This window comes from Parafrankia sp. Ea1.12, from assembly GCF_900465275.1.
Classification (GTDB): Bacteria; Actinomycetota; Actinomycetes; order Frankiales; family Frankiaceae; genus Parafrankia; species Parafrankia soli.
This window is the reverse complement of the sequence record NZ_UBIZ01000453.1, coordinates 1-20,011: the sequence shown is the minus strand read 5'-3', so window position 1 is coordinate 20,011 and position 20,011 is coordinate 1. Positions and strand designations below refer to the sequence as shown.

The following is a 20,011-nucleotide window of genomic DNA, read 5'->3' as shown; positions in this document are numbered from 1 at the left end:
CCCCCGATGCGGCCACTGACAGGCCCGATCAAGCCCGTCGAGGACGTCCCGGCCAGCCCCACCGGCGATGCCTCCGCCAGGGCCGCCGGGGACCTCCCGGCCGGGGCCCGGCCGCGGCAGCCTGCCGACACGCGGGCGGAGCCGCCGGCCGGGGCTGGGGCCGCGCCCGCGGAACCGGAGCGCCGTCCCGCGGCCGACCCCAGGGCCCGGCACGGATCCGGGCCTTACGGCGCCGACTCCTACGCCCTGGACTTCTACGGCCCTGACCCGTGCGGGCCTGACCCGTGCGGCACGGACAACGCGGTCCCGGGCGAGGCCGCCCTGACGACCCGGCCGATCGTCGGGGAGACGGCGGAGCCTGCTGCCGGTGCGGAGGTCGCTGAGGTGGCGGAGGCCTCGGGTCTGCAGGAGGCCCCCGCCGCGGCCGAGACCGCCGGCAGCGCCGGCAGTGCCGAGATCGCCGAGATCGCCGAGGATCCGGCGTGCCCCGGGGCGGGGGAGCACAGCGGGCCTGCCGAGGAGTCTGCGCCGGTGACCCGGCCGGCGGCCTCGTCCCGGCTACCGAACCTGCGCAAGCTTCCCGACCAGGCCCTACCGCCGGCGGTGTCCCGTCCCGGGGCGCCTTCGCGCCATGCGGAACCGTCCGCACCGCCCTGGCTGCCGGGCCCGCGCCCGGCGGCTGACGACCTCGCACCAGGCGCCGCGCCGTCGGATGCCGCGCTGTCGGGTACCGCGCGGTCGGCCGCACCCTCGGACGGGGCCCCCGACGAGCACGATCGGCCGGGCGCGGCCGACGACCGGGGCTCGGTGAGCGACCGAAGCCCAGTCACCGGCCCGGGTCCAGTCGATGGTCTGGAGACGGCCGACGCTCCGGAGGCTGTGGACGATCCGGGCACGGTTGGCGATCCGGCGGTAGATGTCGTGGGTACGGCGGACGCCCCGGAGGCGGTCGACGGTCCAGGGACTGCCGACGTCGCGGAAACGGTCGATGGTCCGGAGGCCGTCGACGGCCGGGAGGCGACCGACGGTCCGGACGCGGTCAACGGTCCGGAGACACCCGGGGGTCCGGAGACGGTCGACGGTCCGGAGGCGACTCGGGGCCCGGAGGCGCCGGAGAGGCCGGGGCCGGGCGGTCTGGCGCGCCGGGACGACGATCCCGCCACGCACCGCCTCCGCACCAGGAACGGTTCGCCCACCGTCGGCGCCTCGCGTTGGCGCCACCAGGAGGACCGGCCCCGGTTCCCCGCGGATGTCCGCCCCGTCCGCCCCCGGGGAGGAGGGCCCTGGTGACCGTCGCGGTCGTCCCGTTCGTCGCGGCCGCCTTCCTGCTCGCCGGCTCGGTGGCGGCGCGGCGGGCGCCGGACCCTCTGGCCGCCCGGGCCGCCGCGGCCGGGTGCGTCACCGTCACGGCCCTCGGCGTCGCCGCGACGATGGCCGGCACCCGCTGGACCGGGTGGCCCGACGGCCACCAGGTGGGCCTGCTCGCCCCCGGGTCCGGGTGGTGGATGCCGTTCGTGACCTGCCTGGCCGGTCTCGGCGCCACCGCACTGGCCCCGATCACCCCACCCCTGACCGCTGCAACGCATGGCGACGCGCGGGCGGTCGCCTCTCACGACCAGGCGACATTCGCGCGGATCATGCTCGTTCTCGCCTGCGGCGCGGCGGCGACGGCGGTGGCTGATCCGGTCGCGGCTGTGATCTCGTGGGCGCTTTCGGCCTGCGTCGTGTGGCGGGAAATGCGTGAGCGCGCCCCCGGCCGCGGCCCGACCCGGCTGTTCGCCCTGCACCACTTCGTGGGAGTCGGGGCCTGCGCCGCCGGGCTGCTCCTGGCCGACGGGCTCGGCGGCACAGCGGCCGCACTGCTGCTCGTGGCCGGTGTTGGTGTCCGCCAGTGCCTACTGCCACTGCACCTGTGGTTCGAGCCCTTCGCCCGGACGGCCCCAGCCGGGCTGGTCGTCGCCTTCGCCGCCGGGCCCGCGGGCGTTCTGCTGCTCCCCGAGGTCGGACGGGCCGTGCCGGACCGCGGCTGGGTCGTCGCCGCGGCCGCGGCGACCGCCCTGCTGGGCGCCGGACTCGGGCTCGTCGCCCGGGACGTCCGGTCCGCGCTGGCTCAGGTCGGCCTGGTGCTCTCCGGCATCGTGAGCTGCGGAGTTCTCATCGGGTCCGAGCCGGCGCGGTCGGGGGCCGTCCTGGCCTGGCAGGTCGGCGCCGTCGCCGCGGGCGGTGCGACGATGATCGCCGCGGCGACCGAGGCCCGGCGGGGCCCGATGCTCCTGACCGGCCCGGGTGGCTGCTTCGCCCGCACGCCGCGGCTCGCCGTCGCGTTCCTGCTGTTCGGGCTGACGTCGATCGGGTTCCCGGCGACCCTCGGCTTCATCTGGGAGGACCTGCTGCTGGACGGTGTGGGCGGCTGGTCGCTACCGGTGACCGGCGCCCTCGTCCTCGCGATCGCCGGAGCCGAGCGTCGCACCGGCGCCGAGCCCGAGCCCGGGACCGGGACGGAACGCGGGCCGGATGCCGCGCCCCGGGGGGCAGATCAGCAGGGGCGTGGGCCGCGGGCACGCCGCCTGATCGCCAGGTGGGCGGTGCGGGGAGCCCCGCTGGCGGCGATGGTGGGCGGTGATCTCTACGAGGTGGTGGACAGCCCGTGGGGCACCCGGCTGCTGATCGGTGATGTGCGCGGCAAGGGCCTGGACGCGGTCGGGATCGCCAGTCGGGTGCTCGGCTGCTTCCGGGTCGTCGCCCGGCTCCGCCCGGATCTCGGCGCCGTCCTGATCGACCTGGACCGGGAGGTCGCCGAGATCAGCGGCCTGGACGACTTCGTCACCGCCGTCGTCGTGCAGATCCGCGGCGACCGGATGGACATGGTCAACGCCGGGCACCCCGATCCGATCCTGGTACGCCGGACGTCCGCGCGACCGCTGACCGCGGTCAGCAGGCGGCCGCCGCTCGGGCTTCTGGTCGGCGGGGCCGACAGCACCTCGATCGTGATCGAGCCCGGGGGCCGGGTGCTGCTCTACACCGATGGCATCGCCGAGGCCCGCCATCCCGGGTCGGGGGAGTTCTTCCCGCTGTTACCGGCCGTGGGCGCGGCGCTGGCCCGGCCCGCCACCCTCGACAACTGCTTGGGCGATCTTGTCGCCCGGGTCCGGGAGTGGACGGGCTCGGCGCTCACCGACGACGTCGCGCTGCTGGTGGCGGAGGTCCTGGGGCCCGGGTCTCCGGTATCGGGGCGCCGCCCGGCGGCCGCTGACCTCGCGGATCCCGTCCGGCCTACTTCTTGGTGACCTTGCCGTCGCAGCTGTAGACGAGGACCTCGCCGTCGCCGTCGTCGTCCGTGTAGTCGACCTTCATGTCGTCGTCCCGGACCCAGCCGTAGGTCTCGGTCCCGTCGAGGCGTGCCCACCACCACGTGTCGTTGGTCTTCGTCACGACGTTGCACCACAGCCAGAACTTCCGGCCCCGCACGAGCGTCACGACCGCTCCGCAGGTGTCCGCCGGGCCCTCTCGCAGGACGCTCGCGTTGATCAGGACACCGGTCCCGTCACCGTTGGCCCTGGTGGCGGGTTTGGCGGGGCAGCTGAGCCGCTGAGTGGGCGTGGGGGAGACCCGCGGGGCGACGGGTGCCGCCCGCGGGGTCTCGCCGGTCGCCGGCTTCGGGGCGGGGGCCGCGGTCGGCGTCGGCGTGGCCGTGGGCGAGGCTTCGGCAGCCCTCGGCGTCGTCCTCGACTCCCGGCGGATGGCGCCCGGCGACGCTTCGGGGGAGCCCGGACCGTCCGTACCGACGTCCTGCGACGGGGTGACCACGAGCGCGACGGGCTCGCCGCCAGCCGGCTTGGAGGCCAGCCAGAAGAACACCGCGCTGACGGTGACGAGCAGGGCCAGCACGACGGTCACCAGGCGGCGACGCCGACGGCGGCCGCGGCGGCGGGCCCCGGACGGGTCGCCGTCGCCCGAGTCGGACGGGGACGCGGGGTCACCGGCCTGCCGTGGCCCGTCCGACCCGGCTGACCCGGACGCGCCCCCGGCACCCCGCTCGCCCCCGGAGTCCCGAGCGTTCTGGGAGTCCTGGGAGTCCTGTGCGTTCCGCGGCGTGGCCTGCTCGCCTGGGGCGGCCGGGCCGGATGAGTCGGTGGTCCCGGCTGGGCCGGGGGCGCCGGCGGCGCCGGCGGAACCCGGCGAGCCCGGGGACGGGGCCAAACCAGGGAAAGCTGAGCCCGCGGCGGCCCGGGGTGCGGATCCGCCCGGCGCCGCGGAACCGCCGGAACCGCCGGAACCCGTGAGTCCGCCGGAGCCCGCGGGCCCGGGCCCGCGGGAGTCCGTGAGCCTGGGGGAACCCGCCGGGCCGGAGGAGCCGGTGCCCGGAGATCCGGTGGCCTTGCCCGGCCCCGCGGGAGCGCTCGGCCCCGCGGGAGCGCTCGGCTCGGCAGGGCCGTCCGGTGTGGATCTGCCGGATGGCTGAGCCGGAGCGTTCGCGGGGGCGGAGGGGCCGGCGGCCGCGAGGGCGCCGCGAACCGCGGACGACCCGAACGCGGCCTGCGCACCGTTCATCCCGTTCGCGACGGACTCCGGCATACCCGCGCCGTCCTCGGGACTGGGGGCGGGCGTTCCGAGTCCACCGGAGGTGTCGTAACCGGCCGCGGCACCCGCGGCGTCGAGCCTCCCGGGCTCGTCGGACGCACCGGCCGCGCCCGGCGAGCCGGGTGCGCCGGATGACTCAGGGCCACCGGCGCCGCGACGGCTACCAGGGCCGCCAGGACCACCGGCACCGCCAGGGCTACCAGGGCCGCTGAGGCCACCGGAGCCACCGGCCGGTGGGCCGGCCAGGGCTTGTGCGCCGCCGGCCGCGCCGCCGCCGGCGGCGACGCTCGCCGCCCCGATCGCGCGGGGGACGCGGGGTGCGCACAGGGCCCGTGGCTGGCGGGCCGCGTTGAGGGCCCGCGGGGAGTTCCCCGCGTTGAGCGCATGGGGCGGATGAGGGGCACGCGCGATGTGGGTGATCGACGCCGACGAGTAGGACGACGCCGAGTGGGGGGCGGCGACGTTGTCGCTCGGCTCGCTCGGGAACGGCGTGCCCAGCGCGTCCATCGCGTCGGGCGCGCCCGTCGGCGCCGACTGGAACGTGGGTGGCGGGACCGCCGACATGCTCGCGGTCGGCGAGGGCACCGTGGAGATCCGGTACCGGGTGACCTCGGCCGCGACCGTGGGCGGCAGCCATCCGCCGCCGGTCTGCAGGTACAGGTCGTCGGTGATCGCGGATCGGCACAGCTCGATGACCTGCGTGGACGTCGGCCGCTCCGCCGGGTCCTTCGCGAGGCAACGGGCGAGTACCTCCCGCACGTTGTCCGGGCAGTGGTCCCAGTCGGGCTGTTGGTGCTCGATGCGGTGGAACACCGCGGCATCTGACCCGAACGGGGGACGTCCGGTCAGGGCGTAATAGGCGGTCGAGCCGAGTGCGAAGACATCGCCCGCGGCGTCGATCTGCTTTCCCCGGACCTGTTCCGGTGACATGAATGCGGGTGTTCCTATGCGTACACCCGTTTGGGTCATGGCCGCGGTCGATGTCTCGATGGCGCGGGCCACACCGAAATCAATGACGCGCGGCCCGTCGTCGGCCAGGATGACGTTGCCGGGCTTCAGGTCGCGGTGGATCACACCCGCCCGGTGTATGGACTGCAGTGCCTCGGCCACGCCCGCGATCAGCATCAGCACGGTCGCCGACGGGAGCGCGCCCTGGCGCACCACGGCGACCGCCAGCGAGGGGGCGGCGACATAGGCTGTGGCGATCCACGGGCGCAGGGCCTCGGGATCAGCGTCGATCACAGGAACGGTGTAGGGCCCCTGGACCCGCCGCGCGATCGCGACCTCTTTCGAGAACCGGCTGCGGAAGTCGGGGTCCGCCGCGAGTTCCGGGCGGGCCACCTTGAGGGCGATCGGACGTCCGCCGGGGGTGTACGACAGGTACACCGCGCCCATGCCGCCTTCGCCGATCCGGGCTCGCAGCAGATATCGGCTCACGCTGTGTGGATCGTGCGGCGTCAGCGGGGTAAACACCGCATCGCGCACGGGTTCGATCCGACTGGCGGGCGCTGCCGGCTCGCCTGGACCCACCCCGACCGCGCTCTGCGGAGTGTCGCTCATCGTCCCCCTCCCGGGGCCGCGCCCAAATCGAATCGACCATGTCGGAAGAACGACCATGTCGTAAGAAATGGGTTTAAGGCAGTCACGTGCATCTTATGGGTGGCTACCGTGCCAACCGCCTGTTCGGGCGGGTGGTCTGGGTCCGGTCGGGGTGTGACCGTGCGCTCGTGTGGATCGCGTTACGGCCTACTTGACGGCCGCGGTTTGACGGCTTTCAGTCCCATGACCTGCACGGAGTCGAAGCGGCGGGTGCCGGATGGCCGCAGCGGCGCCCACCGGTCGGCACCTGGTCGGTATCCGGACGGCACCCGGCCGCGCGTCCGACGGCCCGCCGCATCGCCCAGATGGGTGAGAACCCGCGAGCCCGCCAATGCCGGACGGCGCGACCTCGCGCATGCCCGGATGCGCACGGCACCAGGAACCACACGGAGAGACAGCAGAGGCGAGATCGAATACCAGGGAAAGACGACCGGGCGACCCGGGAGGAAGGGAGGAGGCGCGGCCGTGAAGAACGGCCTGCAGAACGGAGCGGACGAGACGAGGCGGAGCTGATGGGGCGGAGCGGAGCTGATGAGACGGGCGGATGGGGGAGACTGGCGCTGTGCAGCCGGCCGGTCCCTACCGAGCACTCGGGGCACGCCGGCCGGGTGCCGGCCGATGACCCGGCGCGTGCTGCTGTTGGGCGGGACCGCCGAGGCCCGGCGGCTCGCCGCCGCCCTCGCCGACCGCGCGGATCTCGACGTGGTCTACTCCCTCGCCGGCCGGCTGTGGCCCCCGACAGCGTCGACGGTGCCGGCGGGGGCCACCGTCCGCAGCGGTGGGTTCGGTGGCCCGGACGGCCTGGTCGAGTTCCTGCGGGAACATGACGTGGCCGCGGTGGTCGACGCGACCCATCCCTTCGCGGCGCGGATCACGGCGGCGGCGGTCGCCGCATGCGCCGCGACCGGCGTGCCGCTGCTGGTGGTGCGCCGTCCCGGCTGGACGGAGAGCGACGGCGACGACTGGCGGCGGGTGCCGTCGCTGCCCGCGGCGGCCGCGCTGCTCGCCGCTGGCCGCCCCGGCGGGCCCAGTGATCCCAGCGATCCCGGTGAACTCGGTGAACCGGGCGAGCCCGGCAAGCCCGGAGAGCGGCGCGGTCGCCGGGTGTTCCTCACTGTGGGCCGTTCCGGGGTCGCCGCCTTCGCCGGGCTCGACCACTGGTTCCTGGCGCGATCCGTCGAACCGCCGCCGGGGCCGGTCCCGCGACGGCTGCGCGTCCTGCTCGACCGCGGCCCCTTCACCGTGGATGCGGAGACCGCGCTGCTGCGCCGCCACGAGGTCGACACCGTCGTCACCAAGGACAGCGGCGGCTCGCTGACGGCGGCCAAGCTGGTGGCCGCGCGCCGGCTCCGGCTGCCGGTCGTGATGGTCGACCGGCCGCCGCTGCCCCGGCAGGCCCGGGTCGTGGCCACGCCGTCCGCCGCGGTCAGCTGGGTCACCGACGAGCTGCGCTGACATGCCCGCGGCTACGAGCGAGCCGCGGGAACCAGCCCGAGCGGCCGCGTCAGCCGGGCGTCGCGCAGGACCTCGCCCCACCACTGGAGCTCGTCCAGCAGGATCTTCGCGGCCTCGGCGGGCTCCTGCGGGTCGGTGAGCGTCCCGGTGGCGTCGAACAGCTGGTAGTACCGCGGGAACGAGACGTAGTGGCGCACGGTGTGCGCGTGCAGCTCGCCGAACACCTGCCGCAGGTGCTCGATGGCGAGCAGGCCGCCGCTGGCCCCGCTGTACCCGACGAACCCGATCGCCTTGGCCCGCCACTCCAGGTGGTACCAGTCGATGGCCGCCTTGAGCGACGCCGGATAGCTGCGGTTGTAGTCGGGCGTCACGACGACGTAGGCGTCCGCCGCCGCGACCCGCCGGCTCAGCTCCGCCATGGCGGGGGGGCGGGCGAGGTCCGGCGCGAGCGCCGGCGGCACCGCCGGCAGCGCGAGCGGGAGCGGGGTGTCGGCGAGGTCGATCAGGTCGACGGCGAATCCGCCGTGCGCTTCGGCCTGCTCGACGAACCACCGCGCGACCACCGGGCCGAACCGGCCCTCCCGGACGCTTCCGATGATCACAGCGAGGTTGAGGGTGTCTTCGGGCATGCCGCCCACGGTGGCGCGCCGCGGCCGGTGCCGGGAAGGCCGGCCGGAGGCTGGTAGTGAGAGGGCCACGATCCGTCCGTCGCGGTGGGTTACGGTCGTAACCATGGCCGGCAACGAACTGGGTCTCTTCCTGCGGGCCCGGCGCGAGGCCGTCCACCCGTCGGACGTCGGCCTGCCGGTCGGCCCCCGCCGGCGCACCCCCGGGCTGCGCCGCTCCGAGCTGGCGACGCTCGCCGGTGTCAGCGTGGAGTACGTGACGCGCCTCGAGCAGGGCCGTGATCGCCGGCCCTCCGCCGCGGTGCTGGCCACCCTCGCCGACACGCTGCGCCTCACCCCGCGCGAGCGGGTCCACCTGCACCGGCTCAGCAAGGGAGCCGAGGGCGGATTCACCTGCGGGGTGGGCGCGGCGCCGGCCCGTGCGGTGCGCCCGACCGTGCGGGCGCTGTTGGCGCACCTCGAACCGGCCGCCGCGGTGCTGCTCAACCGGGTGAGCGACGTGCTCGCCTACACCCCGGCCTACGAGCGGCTCGCCCGTCCGATCGGCCTGCTGGACGGCTCCCCGCGCTCCGGCGCCGTGCCGAACCTGGCCCGCTTCGTCTTCACCGACGAGCGGGCGCGCCGGGCCTGGCCCGACTGGGGCCAGGTCGCGGACGACCAGGTGGCCGCACTCAAGCAGGGCCCCTTCCTGGCGGACCGTTTCGTCGCGGCGCTCGCCGACGAGCTGACCGTCACCGCCGGCGCGGCCTTCGCCGGGCGCGTCGCCTCGGTGCCGGGCCTGCCCGCGGCCAGCGGCGTCACCCGCCTCGCCCATCCCGAGGCGGGCGAGCTGCGACTGGCCTTCGAGACGCTGGAGCTGCCCACCGACGACGACCTGCGACTCGTCGTGCAACTACCGGCGGACGCACCGACCGCCGCCGCCCTGGACCGGCTCCGGGTTGGACGATCCCCGCTGCGCGCGGTGCCCGGCTGAGCCACGCGGGCGGCCGGTGACCGCCGGGCCGAAATCCGCGGCACCGGTGGCATCCGTGTGATCCTGGAAAGCGTCCGTCCGCTCTGTGCGCACCTACTGCTCCGGCGCGCATCCGCCGCCGCGGCACGGGGAGTGCCGGACATGGCCGGCCGGCCTGGCGCGCCCACCTGTGGGCGAGGCGGAATGACGCTGGCAGCATGCGTGGTTGAAGTCTCCGCACCGCGCCGCGAATCGGCGTCCTGACTGATCGTAGGGTGGACCTATGGCAGCGCACTTTGATCTCGTCGTCCTAGGTGGAGGTCCTGGCGGCTACGTCGCGGCGATCCGGGCGGCCCAGCTCGGGCTGTCGGTCGCGGTCGTCGAGGAGAAGTACTGGGGCGGCGTCTGCCTGAACGTCGGGTGCATCCCCTCGAAGGCGTTGCTGCGCAACGCCGAGCTCGCGCACCTGTTCGCCCACGAGGCGAAGACCTTCGGTATCTCCGGCGAGGTGAGCTTCGACTTCGGCGCCGCCTTCGACCGCAGCCGCCAGGTCGCCGAGGGGCGCGTCAAGGGCGTGCACTTCCTGATGAAGAAGAACAAGATCACCGAGTTCACCGGCCGCGGTACCTTCCGTGACCCGAACACCCTGGACGTCGCGCTCTCCGCCGGCGGCACCGACCAGGTGAGCTTCGACCACGCGATCATCGCGACGGGTTCCCGGGTCCGGCTGCTGCCCGGCGTCGAGCTCTCCGACAACATCGTCACCTACGAGACGCAGATCCTCACCCGCGAGCTGCCGCGGTCGATGGCGATCGTCGGCGCCGGGGCGATCGGCATGGAGTTCGCCTACGTCCTGCGCAACTACGGCGTGGACGTCACGATCATCGAGTTCCTCGACCGCGCGCTGCCGAACGAGGACGCCGACGTCTCCAAGGAGATCGTCCGCCAGTACAAGAAGCTCGGCGTGCCGATCCTGACCTCGACCAAGGTCGAGACGGTGACGGACAACGGCTCCTCGGTGACCGTCGAGTACACCGGCAAGGACGGCGCCCGGGGCTCGCTCGAGGTGGACAAGGTCCTCATGTCCATCGGGTTCGCGCCCAACGTCGAGGGCTTCGGCCTGGAGAACACCGGCGTGGCGCTCACCGACCGCGGCGCGATCGCGATCGACGACCACATGCGCACCAACGTCGAGCACATCTACGCCATCGGCGACGTGACGGCGAAGCTCATGCTGGCGCATGTCGCCGAGGCACAGGGCGTCGTCGCGTCCGAGACCATTGCCGGTGCGGAGACGGTGACGCTCGGTGACTATCGGATGATGCCGCGGGCCACGTTCTGCCAGCCGCAGGTGGCCAGCTTCGGTCTCACCGAGGCGCAGGCGCGGGAGGAGGGCCATGACATCAAGGTGGCCAAGTTCCCGTTCACCGCGAACGGCAAGGCCCACGGCCTGGGCGACCCGAACGGCTTCGTCAAGCTGATCTCCGACACGAAGTACGGCGAGCTGCTCGGTGGCCACCTGATCGGCCCGGACGTCTCCGAGCTGCTGCCCGAGCTGACGCTGGCCCAGAAATGGGACCTCACCGCGCTCGAGCTCGCCCGCAACGTGCACACCCACCCGACGCTGAGCGAGGCGTTGCAGGAGGCGATCCACGGCCTCGCCGGCCACATGATCAACCTCTGACAGTCGGGGAGCGGCGATGAGGATCAACCTGACCAGCGTCCTGGTCGACGACCAGGACAAGGCGCTGCGCTTCTATACCGAGGTACTCGGCTTCGTGAAGAAGACCGAGGTGCCGTTGGGCGAGCACCGCTGGCTCACGGTCGTCTCCCCGGACGGCCCCGAAGGCGTCGAGCTGCTGCTGGAGCCGGACGCGCACCCCGCCGCCCGCCCGTTCAAGGACGCGCTCGTCGCCGACGGCATCCCGTACACGGCGTTCGCCGTCGACGACGTCCACGCCGAGGTCGGCCGCCTGCGCGCCCTCGGAGTCCGCTTCACCCAGGAGCCGTTGGAGATGGGGCCGGTCACCACCGCCGTCCTCGACGACACCTGCGGGAACCTCATCCAGATCGTTCAGCATCGCTGACAGCTGACAGCGCCGGGGCCGGCCGGAGCCAGCCCCGGCGGGTCTCCCCGCGGGCTCAGGCGGAGGCCAGGTAGGCCGCCGCCTTCTCCGGGTCGAGGAACCAGTCCTGGAAGTCCGACGGATTGTCGAAGCCGTTCACGAACCGCCGGGCGACCGTGGGGTTCGCCTGCGCGGCGCCGAGGATCTGCTGCACGTGCGGCGGCGGGGGCTGCAGCAGGGCGTTCGTCCAGACCGTGACGTCCTGCGCGCTCGCCCAGTAGCGGTCGAAGGCGGCCTGCATCCACGCCTGGTCGAACGGCTTGGCACCGTGCTCGAGAATGCTGTCCAGGTAGGAGGCGGCGCACTTCGCGGCGTTGTTCGAGCCCTGGCCGGTGATCGGGTCGTTCGCCACGACGACGTCGGCCATCCCGAGCACCGCCCCGCCCGACGGCAGGTTGCCCACCGGCCGCCGCACGACGGGCGTGTACCCGCCGGAGAGGGTCGCGTGGGCGTCGGTGAGCTCGACCTTCGCGCAGCGCTCGTACTCCCAGGGCAGGAACCGCTCGATGAGGTCCAGGATGCGGCGCAGGTGCTCGTCGGGCTTCGGGTGGTCGTCCCAGCAGTCCAGCGGACCGCCCGGGATGCCCTCGAAGAAGAGGATGTCGCAGTTCCCGCTCAGCGTGTAGGCCGGGATCATGAACAGCTCGCCGACGCCGGGGATGATGTTGAATCGCACGCCCGGCGCGGTGGGATGCTCCGGCCTGGGCGCCAGGCCGTGCACGTACGCGAGCGACAGCGCGCGCTGGGGTGAGGTGTACGGCGAGCGGGCTGCGTCGCGGTCGAACAGGCCGACCAGCTCGCCCTTGCCGGCGGCGACCACGACGAGGTCGTAGAGCTCGGCGAGCCCGTTCAGGTCGGCCGTGGTGACACCGTGCAGGATGAGCTTGCCGCCGCGCTCCTCGAACAGCTCGGCCCAGCCGGCCATCTTGACCCGCTGGTCGACCGACTGCGCGTAGTGGTCCAGCGGGGCGAACCAGTCGAGAGGCCGGCTGCCGTCCGGCCCCGCAATGGACAGCCCGAGGCCCTCGATGCGGACGGTGTCGGCCTCCCAGAGGTTGAGCCCGTGGTCGCGCTCGGTCTGCAGCGCGCTGTGGAACATCGCCTGGGTCGACATGACCCGGCCCCGGCGGATCTCCTCGGGGGAGCGCGCGGACATCACCGTCACGTCGTAGTCGTGCTCGCGCAGGGTCAGGGCCAGCTGCAGGCCCGACTGGCCCGCGCCGACGATCAGGATCTTACGCATGCGTCCGTGTCCTCCTGGGTTCCGGGACCTGGGCCAGTGACATCGTGTGAACAACCAGATCCCGCAGCACCTGGGCCGTCGAGGCCGTCTCGCGGGCGTCGCAGGTGACGAGCGGGATGTCCGGGCGCAACGCGAGCGCCTCCCGGACCTCGTCGACGTCGTGCCACAGCTTTCCCTCGAAACGATTGACGGCGACGATGTACGGGACCGTCGAATCGTTCTCGAAGTAGTTCAGCGCGGCGAAGGACTGGTCGAGGCGGCGGCTGTCGACGAGAACGACCGCGCCCAGCGCGCCGCGGGACAGGTCGTCCCAGAGAAACCAGAAACGGGGCTGGCCCGGGGTGCCGAACAGGTACAGCACCAGATCCGGGAACAGCGAGATCCGGCCGAAGTCCATCGCGACCGTCGTCGTGCTCTTCGCACCGCTCATCGACAGGTCGTCGATGCCTTCGCTGGCCTCGGTCATCCACGCCTCCGTGTTGAGCGGAGGCACCTCCGAGATCGACCTGACCAGCGTCGTCTTCCCCACTCCGAACCCGCCCGCGATCACGATCTTCGCGGAGATCGCCGTGGCGGGGTCAAGTCCGTCGGCGTCGGTCGGGATCATGTCCACCCCGCACCGCCGTCCGGGTCCGGAGGTGCGTCAGACCGGGAGCTCCCGCAGGCCACTGAGAATCCTTTCGAGCACGTTTCGATCGTGGTGGTAGGTGTGGGCCGTGGGGTGGATGAGGATCGCTCCCTGCGCGGCCAGATCGCTGATCAGGACGCGGACCACCCCGAGCGGGATCGACAGCATCACCGAGAGCTCGGCGATGGACAGCTGCCCCCGGGCGCGTTCGTACAGCGCCTTGGACTCGGGCATCAGCGTCTCGCTGAGCGTCGGGTCGTAGCTCGGCACCGAGACCAGCGTCTCGACGAGCAGGTGATGGCGGGCCCTCGTCCGGCCCCCGGTGAGGGCGTAGGGGCGGATCCGCTTGCTGCGCGGGCCACGCCTCGGCCGTCCGTTCTGTGCGGAGTCTTCAGGCATGCTCTTCACGATTCTGGTCCGTCACCCGTCCTGGTCCGGTGCGTTGGTTCGCCGCGGCGGATCATCCGTGCGGTGATCCGCCGTGTTGGCCCGGCTCAGCTCGGTACCTGACGTCCGACCAGGACGCGGCGCAGGTCCGCGCGCCGGTCCGGGGTGAGCGCGTGGCCGGCGTGCAGCACGAACTGCGTCATCTCGTAGCCGACCACCTTCATGTCGCAGTCCGGTCCGGTCAGCACGGCGAGTCCCGCTCCCTCGTCGATGCTCATGAACAGGAAGTAGCCGCCGCTGAGCCGCACGATGATCTGCTCGCAGGTTCCGCGGTCGAACAGCGTCGCGCTGTTGCGGGCAAGGCTGAGCATCGCGCTGGCTATCGCCGCCAGCTGGTCCCGCTCCGCCGAGCTCACCCCGTCGGACGCGGTGAGCGACAGGCCGTCGGACGAGAGGATCAGGGCATGGGTGACGCCGTGGACCTTGCCGACGAAGTCATTGATCAGCCAGCTGAAGTCGTGGTCCGGCTGGCGATTGGTCTGATCCGTCACGGATATGTCCTCAGTCCTCTCGCTGGTGTTCGTGGGCGATCCGTTCGCCTTCGCTGAAGGCGTCGAGATCCGCGAGTAGTCTCGCGTGGTCCGCGGCCCGGGCCGAAAGCGCCTGTGTGGCCGTCGATCCGCCCTCCTCCGCGGGAGGGACGCCTTCCGCGCCTGTCGCGTCTTCCCGGTCTTCCGTGGACGCCGCGGCGGGTGTCGGTGTCGACGGCGCGGGAGCCGCGGCGGGCACGGCGGCTGCCACGGGCATGGTGGCTGTGGGTGCCGTGGCAGCGGGTGGGCGCGCGCCGTCGCCGGCGGGGTTCTTGAGGCTGCGCGACACCCGGCGGGGGAGACCGCTCGCGGTCGTGCCGCCGATCAGGGAGTCCGCCGTGGGGGGTGTGGCTGGAGTCGCCGCATCCTTGCTCGGCGCTGGCGCCGGCGCCGGCCTGGCCGACGCGCTGCCCGCGCGGGTGAACAGCGTGGATTCGCGTACGTGGCCCGCTCCGTTGCCGGACCGTTTCACGCCCGGCCCCCGGCCCTGGACGTCCGCCCGCGGCTGACCGTCGCGCGCGGCGGGACGCGCGGACGGACCCGGCGCGGCGGGGTCGCCGCCGCGGACCGCCACGGTCTGCGTACCCGACCAGCTGCCCTCGGGCAGTTCACAGATCAGGGCGGAGGGGATGAGCACCGAGGCGGTCGTCCCGTGGGGGTGGCGGCGATCGAGCCAGATCCGCAGGTCGTGGCGGATCGCGAGCCGGCGCACCACGGCCAGGCCCATGTGGCGCACCGCGTCGTCGTCCAGGACGGGATCGCCGGCCAGCCGCTCGTTGAGCTGCCGCAGCCGGTCCGGCGGGAGCCCGATGCCCTCGTCCTCGACCCGCAGCAGCGCGCTGCCCAGCTCCGTGAGGTGCACGCCGACCCGTACCGGCGCGGTCGGGGGAGACGACTTGGTCGCGTTGTCCAGCAGCTCTGCCAGCAGCCGTCCGACGTCCTCGGCGGCGAAGCCGACCACACCGAGCGGGACCACCCGGCCGATCGTGACCCGCGAGTAGTGGTCGATGGACGACATCGCCGCGCGCACGACGTCGACCAGCGCGGCCGTGTCGGACGAGGCGTCACCGGCGTCACGGCCCGCGAGCACCCGCAGGTTCTCGGCGTTGCGGCGCAGCCGGGTAGCGAGGTGGTCCAGCCGGTACAGCTCGGCGAGGCGGTCGGTGTCCTCCTCCTTGGCCTCCATGTCCTCGAGCTGCGAGAGCAGGGAGTCGACCAGGTTGAGGTCGCGCAGCGCCACGTCCGCGCAGATCGCGGAGAGCGCCTCGGCCGCGGGCGGCGCCGTCACGGCCGACCCGTTGGCCGGGGAGGCCGCCGGGGACGTCTCGGCCCGCATGGCGTGGGCCGACTGGTCCGCGGCGCTGGTGCTGATGCCGGTGCCGCCGCGGCGGGCCTGTCGCGTCACCCCGGCGTCCGCCGCGGGGATTCCCGGCCGAACCCACGGCTCGTGCGCGGACCTTCCGCCATGGGCCGCGGGGCGCCTGACGAGGCCGGCGGGGGCCGGCTGCTCCGGCCGGGGCAGGGGAGTCGGGAGATCACCACCCCGCAGCTGGGCCGCTATGCCGCGGGAGCCACCCAGGAGCGCGCGGGATCGGTTGAGCAGGTCTCGTGCCCGCGTCGTCATCGCGTCTCACATGCTCTCGTCGGGTACGGGTTCCACCCGCTTCTGCCAACCCCCGTCGGGGAGCTATGCAATCAGACGCCCCGGTTTGCGTCCAACCTGTGCCCATCGCGGCCGGCGCGCCTCGGCCCGGATGCCGCGTGTCGTTGTTCTCGGTTCATTCACGCCGGCGCGTGATGTGCTCGTTTGACCACGACCGATGTCTTCCAACTCCCACCGTCCTGGGTGTGCAGGCTCCTGACCTTGGACAATTCTTTGACAATTGCCCCGACCTGCCGGTCTCGATCGGTCTCTGTTGGGGTATAGCGATGCCGCGGGGGCCCGGTGCGGGCCGGCCGTGCTGTCCGGCCGCGCTGTCCGGCCGAGTTGTCGGTGGGCCGCCGTAGGATGCGCGCGTCCCGCCGGTTCGCGGCCCAGGAGCGCCGATGCCCGAGTTCACAGGCTTCCCCGTCGAAGCGTTGATCTTCTTCGAGGGCCTCGAGGCCGACAACAGCAAGGCGTACTGGACGGATCATCGCGACACCTACGAGAAGGCCGTCCGGGCCCCGATGCTCGCCCTGCTCGACGCCCTCGAGCCGGAGTTCGGCGCACCGCACGTTTTCCGTCCGCACAGGGACGTTCGATTCTCGAAGGACAAGTCGCCCTACAAGACCGCGATCGGCGCCCACAACGAGCGGGGCGGCTACGTCCAGGTCTCCGCGCGCGGGCTGATGATCGCGGCCGGTTACTGGCAGACCGCGCCCGACCAGGTGGAGCGGCTGCGCGCCGCGGTCGCCGACGACCGGACGGGGCTGCGGCTCGAGGCGCTGGTGCGCGAGCTGCGGGAGGCGGGGTACGAGGTCTCGGGCACGACGCTCAAGACCCGGCCGCGGGGCTACGACGCGGATCATCCACGCATCGAGCTGCTGCGCCATCGGACCCTCACGGCGGCCCGTGACTTCGGTGAGCCGCCGTGGCTGGCCGAGCCGGAGTGCGCCGAGCACGTGGCGGCGGGCTGGCGGGAGACGCGCCGGCTGACCGGCTGGCTCGACGACCACGTCGGCGCGTCCCGCCTGCCCGCCGCCCGCCGCGGTTCCCGGTGAGCCCGTGCTGTCGATCAGAACGACCCGGGGTCACTCACCGAGGGCTCCCCGTGTGCACACGCGCCGAATCCGGGTGTGCACACGGGGCCGGTCGGCCGGGCTGCCGACCGATGCCTGGCCGGCCTAGTCGACCGCCTGGAACCTCCACCCCTGGTCCTGGCGGAAGATGGGCGAGAGCGCCACCATCGGCGGATAGATGAGTGCCGGGTGCAGCCCGACGGTCAGGTCGCTGTCCACGGCTCCGATGACGAAGGAGCCCGGCCTGGGGCCCTGCTCGATCCGCCACTCGCGAGGCTGCGGAAACGGGCGCACCAGCTCGAACGTGTCAGGGTCACCGTCGAAACCGAGGAAAAGCTGGTCGGACGTCTGCTGGATCGTGTATGTGTCATTATCCGTGCGTCGGACCTCCCATTCCTGGCCGCGTCCGTTTTCGGGCAGAATAACGCTGCGATCGCGGCCTTCCGCGGTGAGAAACTGATTGTTGTCAAGGCCGATCCGGTAAACGCCATCGGTAACCGTTGCCACGTTGTTCCCGCTTTCTGTCGTGGACCGTCGCTCGGTAATTCTGCCCGGCAACGCGGGAGTGGGCCGGTAGCGACGCACGCGAATCGCGGCATGGCCCCGAGCGGCCTGCCGAAAGAAGGTCAGGTCGAGGCCACCGTCACATCGCCGAGGATAAGGCGCGAACGGCTTTCATGCTCCACCGGGGTGACGGGCGCCCCCGTGTCGGTATTCGACTCCGGTTTCGTGGGGCTTGTTCCTCTCGGCGCGGGAAGGGGTGCGGATCCTCAGCGGTCCGTGACCTCGAGCACGACCTGAGTGGCGGTGGCGAGGCCGACGGGACGCCCGACGCCTCCGACCCGCAGGCTTACGGCGGCATCGATCAGGTGGCGCCCGGTGGGCAGCCCCGGACTGGTCAGCCGGATGACCGCGGCGTGCGCGGAGAGCTGTCCCTGGGCGCGGAGCACCGTCCCGCCCGGGGCGGTCCCGTGCTCGGCGCTCCCCGCGGCGCCGGGCGCGGCATCGCCGGGCCGGACACCTGCGACGGTGTGGTACTCCAGCGGCCCGGTGGGCAGCGGGCGGGCGGGGGCGAAGCCGACCGACAGTGCGACGGTGAACGGTTCCCCTGGGCGAGGCCCGGCGGGTTCGACCTGAACGCCGAGCCGCACAGGGAGCGGTTCCGAGCTGCTGAGCGGTTCCAAGGCGGCGGGCGGGTCCAATGTGCTGAGCGGGCCCGACATGCTGAGCGGGTCGGGGGCGCCGTCGGTGCCGAGTGCTGCCTGGCCGCCCGCGTCGACGCCGGCCGGAGCCGTCGGGGCGAGCCGGCCGGCACGAGCCTCGATGAAGGCGATCACCTCGGACGGCCTCCAGCCCGGCCAGCGCATCGGGGTGTTCTCGCGTGCGTGCTGCACGCTGGTGCTGCGGACGCCGTCGCAGTCGAGGAGGAGGCGCACCACGAAGCTCTCCTCGCGCTGGGCCTCGTCGCTGTCAGGTGCCATCGGTGCCCTCCACAGTCCACCTCCATGAACGGGATCCCCGGGACGGGGAGGCCGCGCGCCACCGGCACGGGGCGCGCGGCCTCCGTCGGAGCGGGGTGGGCGCCCGGCGCGCCCGGTGACCTCCTAGGCGTAGATCTCGATGATCTTGGGTGGGGTGAAGACGGTGAGCGGGTAGTGGAGCAGGTGGTATTGGGGCTCGTGCCACCCGTGCCGCGGTGGCGGCCTCCCGGTGTGGTTGCGCGTAGCCGGGGTTCGCCGGCCGTCCACGGCTGAAGTGGTGGATTTGGTGGCGCTGTCCGCGCGCCCGGCGCAGACCTCACCACCTCCTGGCCGAACGGTGATATGGATGTGGATGTTCTTTCGTTGTCTTTACGGTGTCTTCACTGTCGGCTGCATGGGGGATGCATGCTCGCGGGCAAGGTGCTGGAACCTCTCGGAGCTGAGCCGGTGGCGGCGCATTCTTTGTTTGTCGACGCGGTGACCGGCGGCGTCACCGTGTTTGTCGCGCCACCCGGCACGCTGCTCACCGACGGGCTCGCGGCCGCGCTGGAGGCGGTCGGCCGGACACCGGTCTGGCTCCGGCTGGGCGTCGAGGACCGCGATCCGGCGACCTTCCTGGCAACGATGATCACCGCGGTGCGGCGCAGGGCTCCCGGGTTCGGCGCCACCCTGCTCACGCGGGTGCGGGCGTGGCCGGGCCCGGTGCACGGGTGGGACGACATCTTCCGGCGGCTCGGCGCGGAGCTGGCCGAGCGGCTCCCGCCCGATTCGGCGCTGGTCCTGGAGCATGCAGACCGGATCGATCCGCACGGGCCGTCGTTACGCCTCGCGTGCGGCCATGTTCTGGGCGCTCTGTCCGAGGCGACGCCCCGCGTCCTGATCGGCCACGACGCGCTCCCGAGCACCGAGGCGCTCGGGAACGCCCGCCGGCCGCCGGCCGAGCACGCCCGGCTGCACCCGTCGGAGGTGGAGCTCCCCGGCGGGCTCGGACTCCGGCGGCGTCACGCGGCGGCGCTCCTCGGCCGGTCCGCGGCCCTCCGGCACGCTGTCGAGTTCGCGCGCACCACGCTGTCGGACGGTGATCTGGCCCAGGCTCTGCGCGGCCGGACGCTCGTCGGCGTGCTCACCTCGCTGGCCCGCGCCGTCCTCGCGGGCGCCACCGGGGGAGCCCGTCGGATGCTCGCACGGCTGCTGCACGTCGAGTACGTCCTCCCGGAGGCGGACCGGCATCAGCTCGCCGAGCTGGCCGGACCGTGGTTCCAGCCGTTGATCGGCGACTGGTCACGACTGCGCACCGTCTGGCGCGCTCCGCTGCCCGCGGCTCTGGCCGAGGACGCGGCACTGGACCGCGAGATCCTGCGCGGCACCGCGCTCGAACTGCTGCGGGCGGGCGCTCCGGAACGGGCGATCCCCATGCTGCTCGAGTTCGACGATCGCGCGGTGGCGGCGCGGGCGCTGGCCAGGGTCGCCGACGACATGATCGCTGCCGGCCAGTGGGTGACCGAGATGCGTAGCGCGCAGGCCCTGTCCTTCAGGACAGGGTTAGCGCATCGACGACAGTGTGACGGGCGTGCCCGCTACGCTGGCACCTGTGGGGTCGAAGGTGGTGAAGCGGGCGTACC

15 protein-coding genes and 2 pseudogenes are annotated in these 20,011 nt (G+C 73.2%); 8 read left to right on the top strand and 9 right to left on the bottom strand.

Features of this window, described 5'->3' with window-relative positions:
- Window positions 1–1,290, top strand: a pseudogene (locus FMEAI12_RS26595) (hypothetical protein); the annotation flags it as partial.
- On the top strand, window positions 1,287–3,287 hold the full coding sequence (locus tag FMEAI12_RS40200) for a PP2C family protein-serine/threonine phosphatase (RefSeq protein ID WP_368672110.1): 2,001 nt from the start codon (window positions 1,287–1,289) through the stop codon (window positions 3,285–3,287). The pseudogene FMEAI12_RS26595 and the gene FMEAI12_RS40200, both read left to right, overlap by 4 nt.
- On the opposite strand, the gene FMEAI12_RS26585 is transcribed toward FMEAI12_RS40200, so the two are convergent.
- The gene (locus FMEAI12_RS26585) at window positions 3,274–6,141 is read right to left on the bottom strand and encodes a serine/threonine-protein kinase (protein ID WP_235014560.1); all 2,868 of its coding nucleotides are present in this window, start codon (window positions 6,139–6,141) and stop codon (window positions 3,274–3,276) included. The genes FMEAI12_RS40200 and FMEAI12_RS26585 overlap by 14 nt on opposite strands.
- A gap of 657 nt (window positions 6,142–6,798) precedes the next feature.
- Here FMEAI12_RS26585 and FMEAI12_RS26580 point away from each other — a divergent pair.
- Complete coding sequence (locus FMEAI12_RS26580) at window positions 6,799–7,635, top strand: cobalt-precorrin-6A reductase (protein WP_112108238.1); 837 nt, start codon at window positions 6,799–6,801, stop codon at window positions 7,633–7,635.
- Between the two features lie 11 nt (window positions 7,636–7,646).
- On the opposite strand, the gene FMEAI12_RS26575 is transcribed toward FMEAI12_RS26580, so the two are convergent.
- A complete protein-coding gene (locus FMEAI12_RS26575; RefSeq protein WP_112108237.1) occupies window positions 7,647–8,264 on the bottom strand; it encodes an NAD(P)H-dependent oxidoreductase in 618 nt (205 codons plus the stop codon).
- A gap of 103 nt (window positions 8,265–8,367) precedes the next feature.
- On the opposite strand from FMEAI12_RS26575, the gene FMEAI12_RS26570 reads away from it, so the two are divergent.
- The 3 genes from FMEAI12_RS26570 to FMEAI12_RS26560 all read left to right on the top strand — a co-directional run bounded on the left by FMEAI12_RS26570 (window position 8,368) and on the right by FMEAI12_RS26560 (window position 11,300).
- Window positions 8,368–9,234 carry a helix-turn-helix domain-containing protein gene (locus tag FMEAI12_RS26570; protein WP_112108236.1) on the top strand — a complete coding sequence of 289 codons (867 nt, stop codon included), beginning with the start codon at window positions 8,368–8,370 and terminating at the stop codon, window positions 9,232–9,234.
- A gap of 262 nt (window positions 9,235–9,496) precedes the next feature.
- Window positions 9,497–10,897 (top strand): dihydrolipoyl dehydrogenase, encoded by a 1,401-nt coding sequence (gene lpdA / locus FMEAI12_RS26565; protein ID WP_071062052.1) that lies wholly within the window; start codon window positions 9,497–9,499, stop codon window positions 10,895–10,897.
- 16 nt (window positions 10,898–10,913) lie between these two features.
- Window positions 10,914–11,300, top strand: coding sequence for a VOC family protein (locus FMEAI12_RS26560; RefSeq protein WP_112108235.1), 387 nt, complete (start codon window positions 10,914–10,916; stop codon window positions 11,298–11,300).
- A 55-nt stretch (window positions 11,301–11,355) separates the two neighbouring features.
- Here the strand turns inward: FMEAI12_RS26560 and FMEAI12_RS26555 are convergent, their stop codons facing one another.
- From FMEAI12_RS26555 to FMEAI12_RS26535, 5 genes are all read right to left on the bottom strand, one after another.
- Window positions 11,356–12,582: a styrene monooxygenase/indole monooxygenase family protein gene (locus tag FMEAI12_RS26555; RefSeq protein WP_071062055.1), complete on the bottom strand. Its 1,227-nt coding sequence runs from the start codon at window positions 12,580–12,582 to the stop codon at window positions 11,356–11,358.
- Entirely contained in the window at window positions 12,575–13,189 is a 615-nt protein-coding gene (locus tag FMEAI12_RS26550; RefSeq protein ID WP_071062173.1) for an ATP/GTP-binding protein, read from the bottom strand. The genes FMEAI12_RS26555 and FMEAI12_RS26550 overlap by 8 nt, the downstream gene beginning before the upstream one ends.
- A gap of 36 nt (window positions 13,190–13,225) precedes the next feature.
- Window positions 13,226–13,609 (bottom strand): DUF742 domain-containing protein, encoded by a 384-nt coding sequence (locus FMEAI12_RS26545; protein ID WP_112108239.1) that lies wholly within the window; start codon window positions 13,607–13,609, stop codon window positions 13,226–13,228.
- Between the two features lie 95 nt (window positions 13,610–13,704).
- Window positions 13,705–14,148 (bottom strand): roadblock/LC7 domain-containing protein, encoded by a 444-nt coding sequence (locus FMEAI12_RS26540; protein WP_020462934.1) that lies wholly within the window; start codon window positions 14,146–14,148, stop codon window positions 13,705–13,707.
- Between the two features lie 10 nt (window positions 14,149–14,158).
- Window positions 14,159–15,811, bottom strand: a complete 1,653-nt coding sequence (locus tag FMEAI12_RS26535) for a sensor histidine kinase KdpD (protein WP_112108234.1) — start codon at window positions 15,809–15,811, stop codon at window positions 14,159–14,161.
- A gap of 422 nt (window positions 15,812–16,233) precedes the next feature.
- On the opposite strand from FMEAI12_RS26535, the gene FMEAI12_RS26530 reads away from it, so the two are divergent.
- Window positions 16,234–16,890: a DUF2461 domain-containing protein gene (locus tag FMEAI12_RS26530; protein WP_112108233.1), complete on the top strand. Its 657-nt coding sequence runs from the start codon at window positions 16,234–16,236 to the stop codon at window positions 16,888–16,890.
- Window positions 16,891–17,013: 123 nt separating this feature from the next.
- Here the strand turns inward: FMEAI12_RS26530 and FMEAI12_RS26525 are convergent, their stop codons facing one another.
- Window positions 17,014–17,415: a hypothetical protein gene (locus FMEAI12_RS26525; RefSeq protein ID WP_112108232.1), complete on the bottom strand. Its 402-nt coding sequence runs from the start codon at window positions 17,413–17,415 to the stop codon at window positions 17,014–17,016.
- Window positions 17,416–17,678: 263 nt separating this feature from the next.
- Window positions 17,679–18,389 (bottom strand): hypothetical protein, encoded by a 711-nt coding sequence (locus FMEAI12_RS26520; RefSeq protein ID WP_112108231.1) that lies wholly within the window; start codon window positions 18,387–18,389, stop codon window positions 17,679–17,681.
- Between the two features lie 405 nt (window positions 18,390–18,794).
- Here FMEAI12_RS26520 and FMEAI12_RS26515 point away from each other — a divergent pair.
- A pseudogene (locus tag FMEAI12_RS26515) lies at window positions 18,795–20,011 on the top strand (SARP family transcriptional regulator); the annotation flags it as partial.